We start from the raw sequence: 16,597 nt of genomic DNA on the forward strand, positions 1-16,597 counted from the left end.
TACTGACATGGCGGACCCATTCGCGGTAACGAACCAGGCTCCCCCACTGCGGGGCGTGAACTTCTTCACGCGGGACGCGGCACTCGGTGACGCTCTGCGTCCGTACGCCGACTTGTCCGGCGATCTGGGACTGGCGAAGATCGGCGAGCTGGCGGGCAGCGAAGAGGCGCTCGCGCACGCCCTTCCCGCGAACCAGCACCCGCCCGTCCTGCGCACCCACGACCGCTACGGCCACCGCATCGACGAGGTCGAGTTCCACCCGTCGTGGCACTGGCTGATGGAGCAGGCCGTCGGCTTCGGACTCCAGGCCGCGCCCTGGACCAGCGACCGACCGGCACCGCACCTCACCCGCGCGGCCGGCTTCTACGTCTGGTCCCAGGTCGAGCCCGGCCACGGCTGCCCGATCTCGATGACGTACGCCGCCGTGCCCGCGCTGCGAGCGGATGAACAGCTGGCGAAAGAGTGGGTGCCTCAGCTGGCTTCGACCCTGTACGACGTACGACGGCTGCCCGCGGCGGCGAAGAACGGCGTGCTGGCCGGGATGGGGATGACCGAGAAGCAGGGCGGATCCGACGTACGGGCGAACCTGACCACGGCGACGCCGACGGGTAGTGACGGTGAATATCAGCTGAACGGGCACAAGTGGTTCTGCTCGGCGCCGCAGGTGGATGTGTTCCTGGTACTCGCGCAGGCGCCGGAAGGACTGAGCTGCTTCGTCGTCCCGCGGGTGCTTGCCGATGGCAACCGGAACGCGTTCGCGCTGCAGCGTCTGAAGGACAAGCTCGGCAACCGGTCGAACGCATCCAGCGAGGTCGAGTTCCACAACACGATCGGCTACCGCCTCGGCGAGGAGGGCGCCGGCGTCCGCACCATCATCGATATGGTCGCCGCCACCCGATTGGACTGCGTCCTCGGCTCAGCCGCCCTCCAGCGCCGCGCTCTGGTGGAGGCCGTCTGGCACACCCGCCACCGCTCCGCCTTCGGCGGCCTTCTCGCCGACAAGCCCACGATGCAGAACGTACTGGCGGACCTTGCGCTGGAGAGTGAGGCGGCGACTGCGCTGGGAATGCGGCTCGCGGCTGCCGTCGACTCCGCGGTCCAAGGTGATGCCAAGGCGGCGGCATTTCGGCGGATTGCGCTTCCGTTGGCGAAGTTCTGGGTTTGTAAGCGGACGCCGTTCATGGTGGCTGAGGCGTTGGAGTGTCTTGGCGGGAACGGGTTTGTCGAGGAGTCCGGGATGCCGTTGTTGTTCCGGGAGTCGCCGTTGAACTCGATCTGGGAAGGGTCGGGGAACGTCAACGCGCTCGACGTCCTGCGAGCACTGAGAAGGCCCGAGTCGCTGGAGGCCTGGCTGACGGAGCTGGCCGCGTGCCAGGGTGCCGACCAACGGCTCGATGCCGCGGTCAACGACGTACTGCAAGCGCTTGCTGATATCGAAGGCGCCGAGGCCGGAGCGCGCCGGCTGGCCGCGCGGATGGCCGTGTGCCTCCAGGCATCGCTGCTCATCCGGCACTCGACGCCCGAAGTCGCCGACGCCTTCATCGCGTCCAGGCTGGCGAACGACTGGGGTGGTGTCTTCGGCACACTCCCGAGGACCACGCCGTTCCAGTTGATCCTCGATCGCGCGATAGGGTGAGGCGTCGCGACTGGCGCGCTGAGGTGGAGAACCACCGGGGAGCGAAGAACGCGGGCACCGTGCGCCTGGGTGCCGGCGACCCACTGCAACCGCAGGAGAGACAACGATGACTCAACCCTTCGATGCCGCCGCCGCATCGGCCGCGTACCGCAACGCGCTCGAGGTGATCGGCGCGGTGGAACCCACCATCGCCGGCGCGATCAAGGCCGAACTGGCCGACCAGCGCTCGTCGCTGAAACTGATCGCAAGCGAGAACTACGCCTCCCCCGCCACCTTGCTGACGATGGGCAACTGGCTGTCCGACAAGTACGCCGAGGGCACCATCGGGCACCGCTTTTACGCCGGCTGCCAGAACGTCGACACCGTCGAGCAGACCGCGGCCGACCACGCGAAGGCGCTGTTCGACGCGCCACACGCCTACGTCCAGCCGCACTCCGGCATCGACGCGAACCTGGTCGCCTTCTGGGCGATCCTGGCCCAGCGGATCGAGTCCCCGGCGCTGGCCGAGGCAGGCGCGAAGCACGTCAACGACCTGACCGACGAGGACTGGACCAAGCTCCGCAAGGCGCTCGGCGACCAGAAGATGCTCGGCATGTCGCTGGACGCCGGCGGTCACCTGACCCACGGCTTCCGGCCGAACATCTCCGGCAAGATGTTCAACCAGCACTCCTACGGCACCGACCCGGAGACCGGGCTGCTGGACTACGACAAGGTCGCCGCGACGGCGCGTGAGTTCAAGCCGCTGATCCTGATCGCGGGCTACTCGGCGTACCCGCGCAAGATCAACTTCGCGAAGATGCGCGCGATCGCGGACGAGGTCGGCGCGACTCTGATGGTCGACATGGCCCACTTCGCCGGCCTGGTCGCGGGCAAGGTCTTCACCGGCGACTTCGACCCGATCCCGCACGCGCACGTCACCACGACCACCACGCACAAGTCGCTCCGCGGCCCGCGCGGCGGCATGGTGCTGTGCCAGCCCGAGTACGCCGATTCCGTCGACCGCGGCTGCCCGATGGTCCTCGGTGGTCCGCTCAGCCAGACGATGGCGGCAAAGGCGGTCGCGCTGGCCGAGGCGCGGCAGCCGTCGTTCCAGGAGTACGCGCAGGCGGTCGCGGACAACGCGGTCTCGCTGGCCGAGGGCCTGATGAAGCGCGGCGTCAAGCTCGTCACGGATGGCACCGAGAACCACCTGGTGCTGCTGGACGTGTCGTCGTACGGGATCACCGGGCGGCAGGCCGAGTCGGCGTTGCTCGACGCGGGCATCGTGACGAACCGGAACGCCGTACCGCGGGACCCGAACGGCGCCTGGTACACCTCCGGGGTCCGGATCGGTACGCCGGCGCTGACCACGCGCGGCTTCGGGGCGGACGAGTTCGACCGGGTGGCCGAGCTGATCGTCGACGTACTGTCCTCGACCACGCCGACGACGACGTCCGCCGGTGCTCCGTCGAAGGCGAAGTACGTGCTCGCTGACGGCGTCGCCGACAAGACCAAGGCGGCGTCGGCCGAGCTGCTCGACAAGCACCCGCTCTACCCGGGCCTCGAGCTCAGCTGACCGTGTGCGGAGCGCCCGCTCCAGGGCGCTCCGCAACTATCACGAACGCGTGATAGTTGCGATAGCCTGCAGCCATGACTGATCCCACAGTCGAAGAGATCAGCCAGTTCGTCGAGCGGTTCGCCGGGGTGCTGGCGAACAGTGGGGTGCCGACGATGTCCGCGCGGGTGATGGGCCGGATGCTGGTCAGTCCGACCGGCACGTTGACCTCGGCCGAGCTGGCCGAGTCGCTGCGCATCAGCCAGCCGGCCGTGTCGGGCGCCGTACGGCAACTGCTGCAGGTCGGATTCATCTCGCGGGAGCGGATCCCGGGATCGCGCAAGGATCACTACCGGATCCGCGACGACGTGTTCGCCGCGATCCTCGAACGGCGCAACAGCGCGCTGGACGAGTGGGAGTCGACCAGCCGATCGGGCGTCGAGCTGTTCGGCGCCGACTCCCCCGTCGGCTGCCGGCTGGCCGAGGCGGCGGACTTCTTCGCCTTCATCCACAAAGACCTCGATCAGCTGATCAAGAGCTGGCGGGCGGAACACGGGCGGCCGTAGTGGATCGCGCTACGTCCGGGAACTTGGCGAGGAGGTCTTCGACGCGTTCCGACCGACCCTGGCGGCGGTGGGCCTCCCATTCCTCGGGTGACATCACGCCGTCGATCAGCTCGAGCGCCTCCGCGAGCTCCTCGTCCCGATGCGGGTTCGGCATCTCGAGGCGTTGCCCCATCGCCTCCTCCGCACCGAACAGGTGGGCAGCGCCGGCCGGATCGCCGCGCCGGAGGAGAATGTTCATCACGGTGTTCGCGAACGCCATGGTCAGGCTCGGGCTGCCGAGCGCCACGACCGTATCGACCAGACCGCCGGCCAGCTCGCTCGCCTCATCGAGGCGATTCGCGACTGCGAGCAGGTAGGCCAGGTTCTGGCCTTGCACCGCCGCCTCGTGAACGTCGCCGATGTCGTCGAGGATCGACAACGACTCCCTCATCAGTACCTCGGCGCGATCGAGTCGGCCCAGTTGCTCCTGCACACCGCCGAGGTGGCCCAGGACCCTTGCGAGTCCGCCCCTGTCGTCGAGTTTCCGCTGCAGGTCGAGAGCTTCCCGCAGCGTGTCGCATGCGGCTTCGGCGTCTCCAGCCCGGGCCTGAGCCGAGCCCAATAGGCTCAGCGCGAGAGCCACTCCGGGGCGGTCGTTCAGCGTCGTCGCCATCGCGAGGCTTCTGGTGGCCACTTCGTGCGCGCGTTCGATCTCGCCTTGCAGCAGAAGCAGATTCCCCAACCCCCGCAGGCAAGCGGCGAGGTCTCCTGACGGTACGTCGCCGGCCCGCTCGACGACCTGTTCGTACCAGCGCCGCCCCTCCGCGACGTACCCGCCCAGCACCCACATCCAGCTGAGGGCGGCGCACAGCCGGAGGCCGGTGGCAAGATCACCGGCGGCATCGTCCGGTTCTTCCAGCGGCATAGCCCAGGCGAGTGCGGCACGGAAGTTGCCCAGCTCGGCCGTGGCCAGCTCGAGACTTGTCCAGAGCGCGGACTCCCGCATCTCTCGCAGCTTCTCCGCGAGATCCGCGTAGTAGCCGGCGTGCGCGCGATGAGAGGCTTCCGCCTCGCCGGCCGCTCGTAGCTCGTCGTCGGCGTACCGGCCGATCGTCTGCAGCAGCGAAACCCTCGGTCCTCCGTCCGGACCTTCGGCGATCGTGACCAGGTTGGCATCATGAAGTTCCGCGATCACCTCGAGCGGGTCGCCTTGTTGCGAGGGTGCGAAGGCGACGGCGGCGACGGCATCGAGGTCGGCACCGGCGGAGAAGACTGCCAGCCGTCGAAAGACGCCGCGCTGCGCCGGGCTGAGCAGACGATACGACCACGCGATGGTCTCGCGGAGCGTCCGCTGCCGCTCGGGCGTCACGTTGCTCCGGGAGACGAGGTCGAGGGCTTGATCGATGCGATCGAGCAGCGCCTTGGTGCTCAGCACCTTGGCCCGAGTCGCACACAGCTCGATGGCGAGCGGCAGTCCGTCCAGACGGCGGCAGATCGCCACCACATCGGCGACGTTGCCTGCCGTGAGACTGAACCCGGGTCGCACGGCACGCGCGCGTTCGACGAAGAGCTGCACAGCTCCGGAGCTCTCGGCCGCGGACAAGGTCACGTCGTCCGGCAACGCCAGCGGCTGCACCGGGTACTGACGCTCGGCAGCCAGCCCGAGCGGCCGTCGCGACGTCGTGATGATGCCGACGCCCGGTGCCGCTTCGAGAATGCGGGCAACGACCGTGTCCGCGCCCTCGAGCTGCTCCAGATTGTCCAGCACAAGCAGCAGCGAGCGGCGCGCCAGATGGGCGAGCAGCCGCTCCGGCCGGCGCTCCCTCGGAGGGAGGTCGAGCACTTCGGCGATCGACGTCCACATCACCGGTTCGGTGACTACTGCCGTGAGGGGTACGAAGTACACGCCGTTGCCGAACCGGGAGGACAACCACTCGGCCGCCGAGCAGGCCAGCCGGGTCTTGCCGGCCCCACCGGGCCCGGTGAGTGTCACCAGGCGGACGTCCGGCGCACGGAAGATCTCCGTCAGTCGCGCATGGTCGTCGTCCCGGCCGATCAGGGGCGTCGCCGGCGCGGGCAGGCTGGTCGCCGTACCGACGGTGCGTAGTGGCGGGAAGTCCTCGCGCAGGCCCGCGACGGTCAACTGGTACAGGTGTTCCGGCTCGGGGATGTCCTTCAGGTGGTGTACGCCGAGATCACGCAGCGACGTGCCATCGGGCAACGCTCCGCGGACCAGGTCGCCGGTCACGGCCGAGATCACCACCTGGCCGCCGTGTGCGGAGGCGGCGATCCGTGCCGCCCGGTGCACATCCATGCCCCAATAGTCTCCATCCAGCACCGCGGGCGTACCTGCGTGGATGCCCATGCGCACGCGCAGCCGTTCACCTTCCGGCCAGTCATGGTCGTCGAGTCGCCGCTGTGCCGCTGCGGCCGCCTCGATCGCCTCGTGGGCCGTACGGAAGACGACGAAGAAGCTGTCCCCCTCGGTCGACATCTCCGTACCGCCGGTGGCCGCCCACACACTCCGCAAGATGCGGCGGTGGTCCTCCAGCACGTCGACATAACGGTGCCCCAGGCGGGTCAGGAGCACTGTCGACCCCTCGATGTCCGAGAACAACATCGAGACCGTCCCCATCGGCACACCACTCATCGACCTCACCCCCACGCCCCAGCAGTATCGCACCGAGCACCCTTCGACTCCCTAGACTGCTGAGGGATGAACCTGCATGATGCGAAGGCTCTGACCGGACCGGAGTGGCTGCAAAGTGCTGCTCGGATCGCTTGGGAAACCCGCATCATGCGCCGCCGGGTGCCGATCTACAAGGCGACGATCTGGGCCCTGCAACAGCTCAACAATCTGAGCCGGGGTCCTGATCGACCGTCGATGAAGGTCACCAACTGGGAGCGGATGGGGCCGGGCGGCAAGACCTTCTGGATGCCGAAGCTCGAGACGATGACTGGCCGGACCGACGACCCGATCACTTCTGCGCGGGAGCTGCGCACCCGGACGACGTTCGCGTCGCGGCTCGCCCGGGTGATCTCGGCCGATGAATGGCCGCAGATCATCGCGGAGTACCAAAGCCGAAAGCAGGGCAATCCGCCCCGGTTCCACTACATCAGTCACCGGCCGTTGAATCTGGCCTCGCACGAGTTGATGGACAAGGCCTGGGCCAGTGGCGAGCTCCCCACCCCGGAGTACCGGCGCTGGAAAGAAGAGGTGAAACTCAACGACGCTCCCGGCCTCTACAGCGAGTTCTACACGCACGGCGGATCGCGCACCATTCCCGGCGGTGAGACCAATCCGGCCTACCGGCTCGCCCGTCTCCTGTACGACGTCGCTTGGCGGGACAAAGCGTCGATGGGGAACGAGGTCCGCGTTCTCCGCAAGGCCCGGGTCCTGCGGGCTCAGCAAGTCGTCAAGTTCCTCAGGGCCGAGGTGTCCCAGGTCTTCAAGGGCGCCGGGACCGAACGACCGGCCGCACCGAAACCGGGAGACGTCCTCACCCCGGAAGTCATTGCCGCCGTGTACGACTTCACCAACCCACCCGAGCTTCGCAGTGCGGCCGCCCGTGGCGAGACCACACCGGACCGCGTCCACGCGAACGCCGTCGACCTCGCCACCACGGTCGCCCGTGCACTCCCTCCGCCCAGAGTCAAACGTGACCCGGAGGCAGCGCCCCCACCGGCAGCCCGCCCACCAAAGCATCCGCCGCGGAACGACCTGTCACGCTGATTCCCCCGACTGCAGTTGGGATCCTGGAGGGTTTTGCTCCATATAAGCAAGAACCCCTCCACCAATCGCCGCAAAACCCTCCATGGTCACCGGCTCAGCGCTTGGGTGGCCTCCGGCCGTACGCGCGCGGCCGACCAGATCATCAGGGCGGCGAACGCTGAGCCGAGCACGGCGCAGGCCAGCGGGATGCTGGTCAGGCTGATGAAGGCACCGAAGGCGGTCATCGCGACCGGCATCAACGCTTCGTCGGAGAGGTTGACGATGCTAGAGGTCCGGCCAAGGTACGACGGTTCGATCGTCTGCTGGAACGCGGCGGACAGCTGGGCGGAGGCCAGGCCGGCGGTGAATCCGATCATCGCCATGGCCAGGAACACGATGGTGCGTGGGACGACGCCGATCATCACGCAGCCGGCTGCCTGGATGATGAGCGCGAGCAGACCAGCCCTGGCCAGATTCCCTGGCTTCCAGCGCATGGCGAGGATCGCGCCGGCCGCGGCGCTGATGCCCGAGCAGGCCTGGAACCAACCAAGCGCCCCCGGACCCCAACCGGCCGAGTGAGTGCGCTGGACCAGCCCGACGGCGAGCACCGGACCGACGCAGAGGTTCAGGCCGAAGAACGCGATGACCAGGGTGCGTGCCCGCCCGTCCCGCCGCAGGTAGCCGAACCCGTCCCGCAGGTCGGCGCGGATCGACGTACCAGTTGAGGCGGCTCGTGGGAGACGTGGTCTGACCAGATACGCGAGGGCGAGCGCGATGACGGCGAAGGAGGCGGCGTCGACGAGCATGACCGTGGCCAGACCACCATGTGCCACCAGCAGAGCACCGAGCGGCGCACCGACGAAGACGGCCAATCGGTTGGCGAGTTGTGAACCGGCCGCGAGCTTGACCAGGTCGTCGGACCTGACCATCCGGCGCGGCAGCGTCCCGGAGGCGGGCGCGTAGATCGCGTCGACCGCACCGAAGACGACGGCGACCGTGAGCAGCAACGGCAGCGAGACGCCCCACAGCCCGACGACTGCGGCAGCAGCGGCAAGGACGACGATGCGGCCGAGGTTGGCCAGGATCATCGTCCGGCGTGCGTCGAAGCGATCCGCGAGCGCACCGCCGTACAGAAGGATCAGCGCCTTGGGCAGCGCGCCGATACCCATCACCAAGCCGACGCCGGCCGGGGTGGTCACCTGCGCCGCGCTCCACGCCAACCCGATGTACCAGGCCATGTCGCCGATCTGCGAGACGGCAGACGAGAAGACCCAGCCGTGCACCCGCCGATCCCGCCGCAGCGGCGGGAACTCCACGACGGTAGTCATGGCCGAGCCGGTACGGCGTGGGCGAAGACGAAGACCGTACGCGCGTCGTCGCCATCCGACGGGTTGTCGACGTACTCCTGGATGAGTTCCCCCATCCGGGTACCGAGTTCCTCGAGTCGCTCCGGTGTCAATGTGACCCAACTCTCGGTCGAGAACGCGGCCCGCAGCCAGGGCTCGCCGTACTCCCGCCGGCGATCGAACCACTGGCGCACCTTGGCCTCGTGATGCGCCAGGTTCGCCTCCTCGGCCGTCGCCGCGACGAGCTCGCCGGCCGGGTCCCCCTCGGCATCCGCGATCGACCACGAGTACGACGCCTTCGCCGCTCGCCACCACCGTTCGCGCCGGTTCTTGGCCAGCTCGGGAGCCTCCTCGATGACGCCCGCAGCGGCGAGCACCTTCAAGTGATGACTGACATTTCCGACCAGCTCGCCGGTCGCCTCGGCCAGCCGGGAGGCGGTCGCGGGGCCGTCGACACCGAGCAGGTCGATCAGCCGGCGCCGGAGCGGATGGTGGATCGCGGCGATGACGGAGGCATCGGCCGAGCGGCGGTTCGCGGGTGTCATGACGGTCACTCTAGATTCCACAAGAGTTCTTGCACAAGAGTTCTTGTGGAACAGATTTCACGCCTGGAACAATCCACACCAGACTGATCGAGATAGCCACATCGTGAGACCTAGTCTCGAAATGTGGTATTGGGAGTTGATTTGTCAGGCGTTGACGCTGACGCTTATGGACATGCTCGCTGCCCGCTCCACCCACCTGGTAGGTCGCATTCATGTCGACCTCGGGCGGATGCGCAGCGCCATCTGTTGTCCTTCGATGTTCTGACAGCCACCCCGCCGGGCCAATGACGGCCCCCTGATCACCCCCGATCACCGCTGGGTGCGCACCGCGGAACGCATCGAACCGACGACGCTTCGAGGCCGCCTCCCGCGGACGCACCTGTCACGAGGACAAGGACACGTTCCGGATGACTGGCGTCACGTCTGCTCCCCGCAAGCCCGCCCGCCCCCGCAAGGGCAAGGGCGAAGGTCAGTGGGCGCTCGGCTACCGCGAGCCGCTGAACAAGAACGAGGAGAACAAGAAGAACGACGACGGCCTCAACGTCCGCGCCCGGATCGAGAACATCTACGCGCACCGCGGCTTCGACTCGATCGACCCGGCCGACCTCCGCGGCCGCTTCCGCTGGTGGGGTCTGTACACCCAGCGCAAGCCCGGGATCGACGGCGGCAAGACCGCGACGCTGGAGCCGGAGGAGCTGGACGACCGCTACTTCATGCTGCGGGTCCGGATCGAGGGTGGACAGCTCAGCACCGAGCAGCTGCGGGTGATCGCCGAGGTCTCGGAGAAGTACGCGCGGGACACCGCCGACATCACCGACCGGCAGAACATCCAGCTGCACTGGATCCGGGTCGAGGACGTCCCCGCCATCTGGCAGAAGCTGGAGGCGGTCGGTCTCTACACCACCGAGGCCTGCGGCGACGTGCCGCGCGTCGTCATCGCCAGCCCGGTCGCCGGGATCGCGGCGGACGAGATCATCGACGGCACGCCGGCGATCAACGACATCGTCGAGAAGTACATCGGCAGCGACGAGTTCTCCAACCTGCCGCGGAAGTTCAAGACCGCGATCACCGGTCACCCGTCGCACGACGTCGTACCGGAAGTGAACGACATCGCGTTCGTCGGTGTGGTCCACCCCGAGCACGGCCCGGGCTTCGACCTCTGGGTCGGCGGTGGACTGTCGACGAACCCGATGCTCGCGCAGCGGCTGGGCGTGTGGGTTCCGCTCGAAGAGGTGCACGAGGCGTGGTGGGGCGTCACCAGCATCTTCCGCGACTACGGCTACCGCCGGCTGCGGACCCGGGCCCGGATCAAGTTCCTGGTCGCGGACTGGGGTGTCGAGAGGTTCCGCGAGGTGCTGGAGGAGAAGTACCTCAAGCGGAAGCTGATCGACGGGCCGGCTCCCGAGGTTCCCGCCGTACAGGGTGACCACGTCGGGGTGCACAAGCAGAAGGACGGCAAGTACTACGTCGGCGTCGCGCCGGTGGTCGGCCGGGTTTCCGGTACGACGCTGGCCAAGGTCGCCGACGTGGTCGCGGCGCACGGTTCGGACCGGATCCGGACCACGGCCCAGCAGAAGCTGATCGTTCTCGACATCGAGGAGTCGAAGGTCGACTCGCTGATCGCCGCGCTCGACGCGCTCGGGTTCAAGGCGAAGCCGTCGGCCTGGCGGCGGAACACGATGGCCTGCACCGGGATCGAGTTCTGCAAGCTGGCGATCGTCGAGACCAAGGCCAAGGCAGCACAGTTGATCGATGAACTCGAGGAGCGGATCCCCGACCTCGACGTACCGATCACCGTGAACGTGAACGGCTGCCCGAACTCCTGCGCCCGCATCCAGGTCGCCGACATTGGCCTGAAGGGCCAGCTGGTGATGGATGCCGACGGCAAGCAGGTGCCGGGCTACCAGGTACACCTCGGCGGTGGCCTCGGCCTGGACGCCGGCTTCGGCCGGAAGCTCCGCGGCCACAAGGTCACCGCGGACGGTCTCACCGACTACGTGGAACGCGTCACCCAGAACTACCTGAAGGAGCGCAACGAGGGCGAGCGCTTCGCCCAGTGGGTCACCCGTGCTGATGAGGAGGCTTTGCAATGAGCGAGAGAGCAGCACCTCTTTACTGCCCGTACTGCGGGGACGAGGACCTCCGTCCGTCGGAGGAAGGGCACGGCGCCTGGGAGTGCCGGCCGTGTGCACGGGTGTTCCAGCTGAAGATGATCGGGTTGCGGGTGACGGTGGAATGAGTACGGATCTGAAGACGCTGGCCGAAGAGGCCAACGAACGACTAGCCGACGCCTCGGCGCAGGAAGTGCTGGCGTGGGCGCGGGAGACCTTCGGTGACGAACTGGTGGTGACCGCCTCGATGGCAGACGGGGCCCTCCCCCACCTCGCGGCCGAGGCGGCCCCCGGGGTCGACGTCCTGTTCCTCGACACCGGCTACCACTTCGCCGAAACGATCGGCACCCGCGACGCGGTCGCCGCGACGCTGCCGATCAACCTGATCAACGCCCTCCCGAAGCAGACCGTCGAAGAGCAGAACGCCGAGTACGGCGAGAAGCTCTACGAGCGCGACCCGAACAAGTGCTGCGCCCTCCGCAAGGTCGAGCCGCTGAACCGGTACCTGTCCGGCTACAAGGCCTGGGTGACCGGCGTACGGCGGGAAGAGGCGCCGACCCGGGCCAACACGCAGGTCGTCGAGTACGACGAGAAGCGCGACATGGTGAAGCTCAACCCGATCGCGCCGTGGACCCAGGAAGACCTGGACGGCTACATCGCCGAAAACGGCGTACTGGTGAACCTGCTCCAGTACGACGGCTATCCGTCCATCGGCTGCGAGCCGTGCACCCAGCGCGTCGCCCCCGGCGAGGACCCGCGCAGCGGCCGCTGGGCCGGCACCGGCAAGGTCGAATGCGGGCTCCACACATGACCGCCACGATCGACACGCCAACAGCAACCATCGCCGCCCCGGAGGCACCCCTGAGCACCGCGACCGTCACCGAACTCGACGCCCTCGAGAGCGAGTCGATCTTCGTCTTCCGCGAGGTGGCGGCGGAGTTCGAGCGGCCGGTGATCCTGTTCTCCGGCGGCAAGGACTCGATCGTCATGCTGCACCTGGCCCGGAAGGCGTTCGCGCCGGCCGGGGTCCCGTTCGCGCTGCTGCATGTGGACACCGGGCACAACTTCCCGGAGGTCCTCGAGTACCGCGACGCGACCGTGAACGCGCTCGGCCTGCGGCTCGAGGTCGCGAGCGTCGAGGACTACATCGCCGACGGCCGGCTGCGCGAGCGGTCGGACGGCACCCGGAACCCGCTGCAGACAATTCCGTTGCTGGACGCAATCAACGGGCACCGGTTCGACGCCGTCTTCGGCGGCGGCCGCCGGGACGAGGAGCGGGCCCGGGCGAAGGAGCGGATCTTCAGCCTGCGTGACGAGTTCGGCCAGTGGGACCCGCGCAACCAGCGGCCGGAGCTGTGGTCGCTCTACAACGGCAAGCACCGGCCGGGTGAGCACGTGCGGGTGTTCCCGCTGTCCAACTGGACCGAGCTGGACGTGTGGAACTACATCGAGCGCGAGCAGATCCCGCTGCCGGGCATCTACTACGCGCACGAGCGGGACGTGTTCGAGCGCGACGGCATGTTGCTTGCCGTCGGCCCCTACTCCCAGCCCCGCGACGGCGAAACCGTCACCAAGCGGGTCGTCCGCTACCGCACCGTCGGCGACATGTCCTGCACCGGCGCGGTCGCCTCGACCGCGTCCTCCGCGGCCGAGGTCGTCGTCGAGGTCGCAGCCAGCGAGCTGACCGAACGCGGCGCGACCCGCGCCGACGACCGGGTCAGTGAAGCAGCCATGGAAGACCGCAAGCGGGAGGGGTACTTCTGATGAGCACGCTCCTGCGACTCGCCACCGCTGGTTCGGTGGACGACGGGAAGTCGACCCTGGTCGGGCGGCTGCTGCACGACTGCAAGGCGATCCTCGCCGACCAGATCGCGCACGTGAAGACGGTCTCCGAAGCCCGCGGCGGCGAGTTCGACTTCGCGCTGCTCACCGACGGCCTGCGGGCCGAACGCGAGCAGGGCATCACGATCGACGTCGCCTACCGGTACTTCGCGACCGACAAGCGCTCGTTCATCCTGGCCGACTGCCCTGGGCACGTGCAGTACACCCGCAACACCGTGACCGGCGCGTCCACCGCGGACGTGGTGATCATCCTGGTCGACGCCCGGCACGGCGTACTCGAGCAGACCCGGCGGCACCTCGCCGTGGCCGGTCTGCTCCGCGTCCCGCACGTCGTACTCGCGGTCAACAAGATCGACCTGGTCGGGTACGACGAGGCCGTCTTCACCGGCATCGCCAAGGACGTCGCGCAACTCGCCGACCAGCTCGGCATCGCCGACGTCCACGCGATCCCGGTCTCCGCGCTCGTCGGCGACAACGTGGTGGAACGCTCCACCGCGACCTCCTGGTATGACGGGCCGACCCTGCTGGAGTACCTGGAGAACGCGAACGGGCGGATCGACAACTCGGACGAGCCGCTGCGCTTCCCGGTCCAGTACGTGCTCCGCCCGCAGACCGACGACGAGTACCGCGACTACCGCGGCTACACCGGAACCGTTGCCTCCGGCACCGTCTCGGTCGGCGACCCGGTGATCGTGCTGCCGGCCGGCCGCCGTACGTCGATCGCCGGCATCGACAAACCCGTCGTCACCGCCACCGCGACCGCGGTCGCCGAACGGCCGTCCGCGGTCGCCGGCGAGGCCGTCACGGTCCGGCTCGCCGACGACATCGACGTGGCCCGCGGCTCGGTGATCGTCGCGGCCGACGCCTCCCCCGGCACCCGCCGGGAACTGTCCGCCACCGTGTGCTGGCTGTCGGACCGCCCGCTGACCGTGGGCGCCCGGCTGCTGATCAAGCACACCACGACCACCGCTCAAGCGATCGTCACCAAGATCAACGGGGCGCTGGACCTCGAAACGCTCGGAGTCATCGACGCCACCGGGCTCGACCTCAACGACATCGGCAAGGTGCAGCTCAAGGTCGCCGCACCGCTGGCCGCCGATCCGTACTCCAGCAACGCCATCACCGGATCGTTCCTGCTGATCGACGCCCACGACGGGTGGACGCTCGCGGCCGGCATGATCGACGACGAAGAAGGGGAACTGCTGTGACTGCTCCAGCGCTCGTGATCCTCGCCCACGGCAGCCGCGATCCGCGTTCGGCCGCCACCGTCCACGCTCTCGTCAAGTGCCTGCGCGACATGCGTGACGACCTGCGGATCGAAGCCTCCTTCCTCGACCACTGCCCGCCCACGCCGTACCAGGTGATCGGCAAGCTCGCCGCCGAAGGGGTGGAGGAAGTCGTCGTCCTGCCGCTGCTGCTGTCGTCGGCGTACCACGCCAAGATCGACGTCCCGGCCGTCGTCGACGAGGCCCGCAGCCGGTTCCCCGACCTGCGGATCATCGCTTCCGACGTGCTCGGGTACGACGAGTCGCTGCTCGACGTCCTGGATCGCCGGATGCGGGCCGAGCTCAAGGACGGCCGCGTGCGGGAACTCGACGCGCTCGTACTCGCGTGCGCCGGATCGAGCGACTCGCAGGCCAACGCCAGCGTGACCCGGCTGGCGCGGCTGTGGGGTCAGCGGCACAAGCTGCCGGTGACCACGGCATTCACCTGCGCGGCGTCGCCTTCGCCGGCTGAAGCTGTGCTGCAGTGGCGGCTCGAGGGTCGGCGGCACGTAGCCGTCGGTTCGCTGTTCCTGGCGCCGGGCGTACTGCCCGACCGGGCGGAGACGACCGCGCGGCGCGCCGGTGCCGTGGCGGTGTCACGGCCGCTGGGTGTGAGCGCCGAGGTCGCACGCCTGGTGCTCCTACGGTACGGCGTAGCCGGCCTGGACCTGCTCACTCTGGCCCCGGCAGCCCGCCCGACCGTCGTACGGCCTCAGCTGGTCCGGACGGCTTAGTCCGCGGACCTCCGTCACTCACGAACCCCGGCGGCCCTGGCTGGGCCGAGCGTGCCGCGCCCCACGAACGGCCGTGGGAGGCGGGTTGGTGAGTGCCACAGGTCCGAAGCGCGAGGGATCGATGAAGGAGGCGTCGGTAAACGGCGCCTCCTTTGTCGTGATCTGGGCCAACAGCTCGCCAAGCCCGGCACAGTGCTTGAAGCCGTGGCCGCTGTCGCCGCCGGCAATCAGCAGCCGGTCCTCGCACCGGCCAACCAGGAACTGGCCGTCCGGTGAGTCGGTGACCATGCACGGGATCACCTTCACCGGCTGCGGATCCAACTCCGGGAACGCGTGGCTGATCGCATCGGCCAGCGCGCCGAAATCGTCCTGCGGGTGGATGTAGCGATCAAGGTTGTCCGGGTCGAAGCCTGCTGCCTGGACAGCACCGTCGAGGCCGACCTTCACCAGGAAGTCGTCGCCGGACCCATGGCCCCACAACCCGCGGCCGTCCGCGAACTCCCAGATGAACGCCGGGAACCGCTCCAGCCGGAACGCGACGGACTCCGGATCCTTGGGCTCGAACCAGAACATCGGCGTACGCCTGGGCGTGAGCGGCAGCTCCGGCACCAGCTTCCCCAGCCAGGCGCCTGCGCAGACGACGACTTGGCCGGCCGTGAAGTCGACGGTCGGCGTACGGACGATCAACCCATCCGTGCCGAACTGGATGCCGGTCACCATCGTGTGCGGAAAGACCCTGGCACCGAGCCGTTCCGCCTCCGCGACGTGGGCGCGGACGGTCGGCTCGGCGTAACAGATCCCCGCGGCCGGATCCCATACGGCCACGTCGCTCTCCGCGAGACCGTACTGCGGGTATCGGTTTCGCAACTCGTGGTGGCTCAGCTCGGCGACCTTCGCGCCGGCCTCGGTCGCGGCGCGCAGGGAGCCCTCGACAGGGCGACTGCTCGACGTACCGACGTTGAGTGAGCCGGTCTGGCGGACGTAGGTGTCCCCGGTCTGCTCCCCCAGTTCGGTCCACAGCTCGAGCGACTTCTGCGCGATCGGGGTGAGCCCCGGATGCTCCATGCACGCGACCCGGAACAGCCGGGTGCTGCCGTGTGACGACCCGAACTCGTGCCCGATCGCCTGCCGCTCGATCCCGATGACGTTGACCCCTCGTGCCGCGAGGCGCCACAGCGCCGCCGAGCCGAAGGCGCCCAGTCCCACGACCACAACCTCAGCGCTGTCCATGGGCCAAGCCTTACCGGCTCACCTCTTTCGCACCAGTTGAACCGGGTTGCCGTCGGGGTCGGTGATCCAGGGGTCGATCCGCTTGATATCGTGATAT

Annotated in this window: 14 protein-coding genes and 1 riboswitch; of the genes, 10 read left to right on the forward strand and 4 right to left on the reverse strand. The window is 68.4% G+C overall.

Annotation, left to right across the window (positions count from 1 at the left end; genetic code table 11):
- Positions 1-7 precede the first annotated feature (7 nt).
- The 3 genes from EV646_RS02100 (at position 8) to EV646_RS02110 (ending at position 3,736) form a co-directional block, all read left to right on the forward strand.
- Positions 8-1,636, forward strand: coding sequence for an acyl-CoA dehydrogenase family protein (locus tag EV646_RS02100; protein WP_132143296.1), 1,629 nt, complete (start codon positions 8-10; stop codon positions 1,634-1,636).
- A riboswitch (ZMP/ZTP riboswitch) is annotated at positions 1,633-1,714 on the forward strand. (Overlaps the previous gene by 4 nt.)
- Before the next feature lie 28 nt (positions 1,715-1,742).
- Positions 1,743-3,191, forward strand: coding sequence for a glycine hydroxymethyltransferase (locus tag EV646_RS02105; RefSeq protein WP_132143298.1), 1,449 nt, complete (start codon positions 1,743-1,745; stop codon positions 3,189-3,191).
- A 74-nt stretch (positions 3,192-3,265) separates the two neighbouring features.
- The gene (locus EV646_RS02110; protein ID WP_132143300.1) at positions 3,266-3,736 is read left to right on the forward strand and encodes a GbsR/MarR family transcriptional regulator; all 471 of its coding nucleotides are present in this window, start codon (positions 3,266-3,268) and stop codon (positions 3,734-3,736) included.
- On the opposite strand, the gene EV646_RS02115 is transcribed toward EV646_RS02110, so the two are convergent.
- Positions 3,702-6,365: a tetratricopeptide repeat protein gene (locus EV646_RS02115; protein WP_132143302.1), complete on the reverse strand. Its 2,664-nt coding sequence runs from the start codon at positions 6,363-6,365 to the stop codon at positions 3,702-3,704. The genes EV646_RS02110 and EV646_RS02115 overlap by 35 nt on opposite strands.
- Positions 6,366-6,431: 66 nt before the next feature.
- Here EV646_RS02115 and EV646_RS02120 point away from each other — a divergent pair, with 66 nt between their 5' ends.
- Positions 6,432-7,448, forward strand: coding sequence for a hypothetical protein (locus tag EV646_RS02120; RefSeq protein ID WP_132143304.1), 1,017 nt, complete (start codon positions 6,432-6,434; stop codon positions 7,446-7,448).
- Positions 7,449-7,534: 86 nt separating this feature from the next.
- On the opposite strand, the gene EV646_RS02125 is transcribed toward EV646_RS02120, so the two are convergent.
- Complete coding sequence (locus EV646_RS02125) at positions 7,535-8,755, reverse strand: MFS transporter (protein ID WP_132143306.1); 1,221 nt, start codon at positions 8,753-8,755, stop codon at positions 7,535-7,537.
- Entirely contained in the window at positions 8,752-9,318 is a 567-nt protein-coding gene (locus EV646_RS02130) for a winged helix-turn-helix domain-containing protein (protein ID WP_132143308.1), read from the reverse strand. The genes EV646_RS02125 and EV646_RS02130 overlap by 4 nt, the downstream gene beginning before the upstream one ends.
- A 407-nt stretch (positions 9,319-9,725) precedes the next feature.
- Between EV646_RS02130 and EV646_RS02135 the strand changes: the two genes are divergently transcribed.
- From EV646_RS02135 to EV646_RS02155, 6 genes are read left to right on the forward strand one after another with little or no spacing between them, the layout of a single operon-like run.
- The gene (locus EV646_RS02135) at positions 9,726-11,411 is read left to right on the forward strand and encodes a nitrite/sulfite reductase (protein WP_132143310.1); all 1,686 of its coding nucleotides are present in this window, start codon (positions 9,726-9,728) and stop codon (positions 11,409-11,411) included.
- Positions 11,408-11,557, forward strand: a complete 150-nt coding sequence (locus EV646_RS39175) for a hypothetical protein (protein ID WP_166665480.1) — start codon at positions 11,408-11,410, stop codon at positions 11,555-11,557. Before EV646_RS02135 ends, EV646_RS39175 begins: the two co-directional genes overlap by 4 nt.
- Positions 11,554-12,240, forward strand: a complete 687-nt coding sequence (locus EV646_RS02140) for a phosphoadenylyl-sulfate reductase (protein ID WP_132143313.1) — start codon at positions 11,554-11,556, stop codon at positions 12,238-12,240. Before EV646_RS39175 ends, EV646_RS02140 begins: the two co-directional genes overlap by 4 nt.
- The gene (gene cysD / locus EV646_RS02145) at positions 12,237-13,193 is read left to right on the forward strand and encodes a sulfate adenylyltransferase subunit CysD (RefSeq protein ID WP_132143315.1); all 957 of its coding nucleotides are present in this window, start codon (positions 12,237-12,239) and stop codon (positions 13,191-13,193) included. Before EV646_RS02140 ends, cysD begins: the two co-directional genes overlap by 4 nt.
- A complete protein-coding gene (locus EV646_RS02150; protein ID WP_132143317.1) occupies positions 13,193-14,479 on the forward strand; it encodes a sulfate adenylyltransferase subunit 1 in 1,287 nt (428 codons plus the stop codon). The genes cysD and EV646_RS02150 overlap by 1 nt, the downstream gene beginning before the upstream one ends.
- A complete protein-coding gene (locus tag EV646_RS02155; RefSeq protein ID WP_132143319.1) occupies positions 14,476-15,270 on the forward strand; it encodes a sirohydrochlorin chelatase in 795 nt (264 codons plus the stop codon). The genes EV646_RS02150 and EV646_RS02155 overlap by 4 nt, the downstream gene beginning before the upstream one ends.
- A gap of 18 nt (positions 15,271-15,288) precedes the next feature.
- On the opposite strand, the gene solA is transcribed toward EV646_RS02155, so the two are convergent.
- A complete protein-coding gene (gene solA / locus EV646_RS02160; RefSeq protein WP_132143321.1) occupies positions 15,289-16,500 on the reverse strand; it encodes an N-methyl-L-tryptophan oxidase in 1,212 nt (403 codons plus the stop codon).
- Between the last annotated feature and the right edge of the window lie 97 nt (positions 16,501-16,597).

This window comes from Kribbella antiqua (genome assembly GCF_004345665.1).
In the GTDB taxonomy this organism is placed as follows: domain Bacteria; phylum Actinomycetota; class Actinomycetes; order Propionibacteriales; family Kribbellaceae; genus Kribbella; species Kribbella antiqua.

Excerpts from the sequence above, each read along its gene's own strand:
- EV646_RS02130 (WP_132143308.1), bottom strand. The coding sequence starts at position 9,318 with ATGACACCCGCGAACCGCCGCTCGGCCGATGCCTCCGTCATCGCCGCG.
- EV646_RS02150 (WP_132143317.1), top strand. The coding sequence starts at position 13,193 with ATGAGCACGCTCCTGCGACTCGCCACCGCTGGTTCGGTGGACGACGGG.
- EV646_RS02110 (WP_132143300.1), top strand. The coding sequence starts at position 3,266 with ATGACTGATCCCACAGTCGAAGAGATCAGCCAGTTCGTCGAGCGGTTC.
- EV646_RS02100 (WP_132143296.1), top strand. The coding sequence starts at position 8 with ATGGCGGACCCATTCGCGGTAACGAACCAGGCTCCCCCACTGCGGGGC.
- EV646_RS02125 (WP_132143306.1), bottom strand. The coding sequence starts at position 8,755 with ATGACTACCGTCGTGGAGTTCCCGCCGCTGCGGCGGGATCGGCGGGTG.
- EV646_RS02140 (WP_132143313.1), top strand. The coding sequence starts at position 11,554 with ATGAGTACGGATCTGAAGACGCTGGCCGAAGAGGCCAACGAACGACTA.
- solA (WP_132143321.1), bottom strand. The coding sequence starts at position 16,500 with ATGGACAGCGCTGAGGTTGTGGTCGTGGGACTGGGCGCCTTCGGCTCG.
- cysD (WP_132143315.1), top strand. The coding sequence starts at position 12,237 with ATGACCGCCACGATCGACACGCCAACAGCAACCATCGCCGCCCCGGAG.
- EV646_RS02115 (WP_132143302.1), bottom strand. The coding sequence starts at position 6,365 with ATGAGTGGTGTGCCGATGGGGACGGTCTCGATGTTGTTCTCGGACATC.
- EV646_RS39175 (WP_166665480.1), top strand. The coding sequence starts at position 11,408 with ATGAGCGAGAGAGCAGCACCTCTTTACTGCCCGTACTGCGGGGACGAG.
- EV646_RS02135 (WP_132143310.1), top strand. The coding sequence starts at position 9,726 with ATGACTGGCGTCACGTCTGCTCCCCGCAAGCCCGCCCGCCCCCGCAAG.
- EV646_RS02120 (WP_132143304.1), top strand. The coding sequence starts at position 6,432 with ATGAACCTGCATGATGCGAAGGCTCTGACCGGACCGGAGTGGCTGCAA.
- EV646_RS02105 (WP_132143298.1), top strand. The coding sequence starts at position 1,743 with ATGACTCAACCCTTCGATGCCGCCGCCGCATCGGCCGCGTACCGCAAC.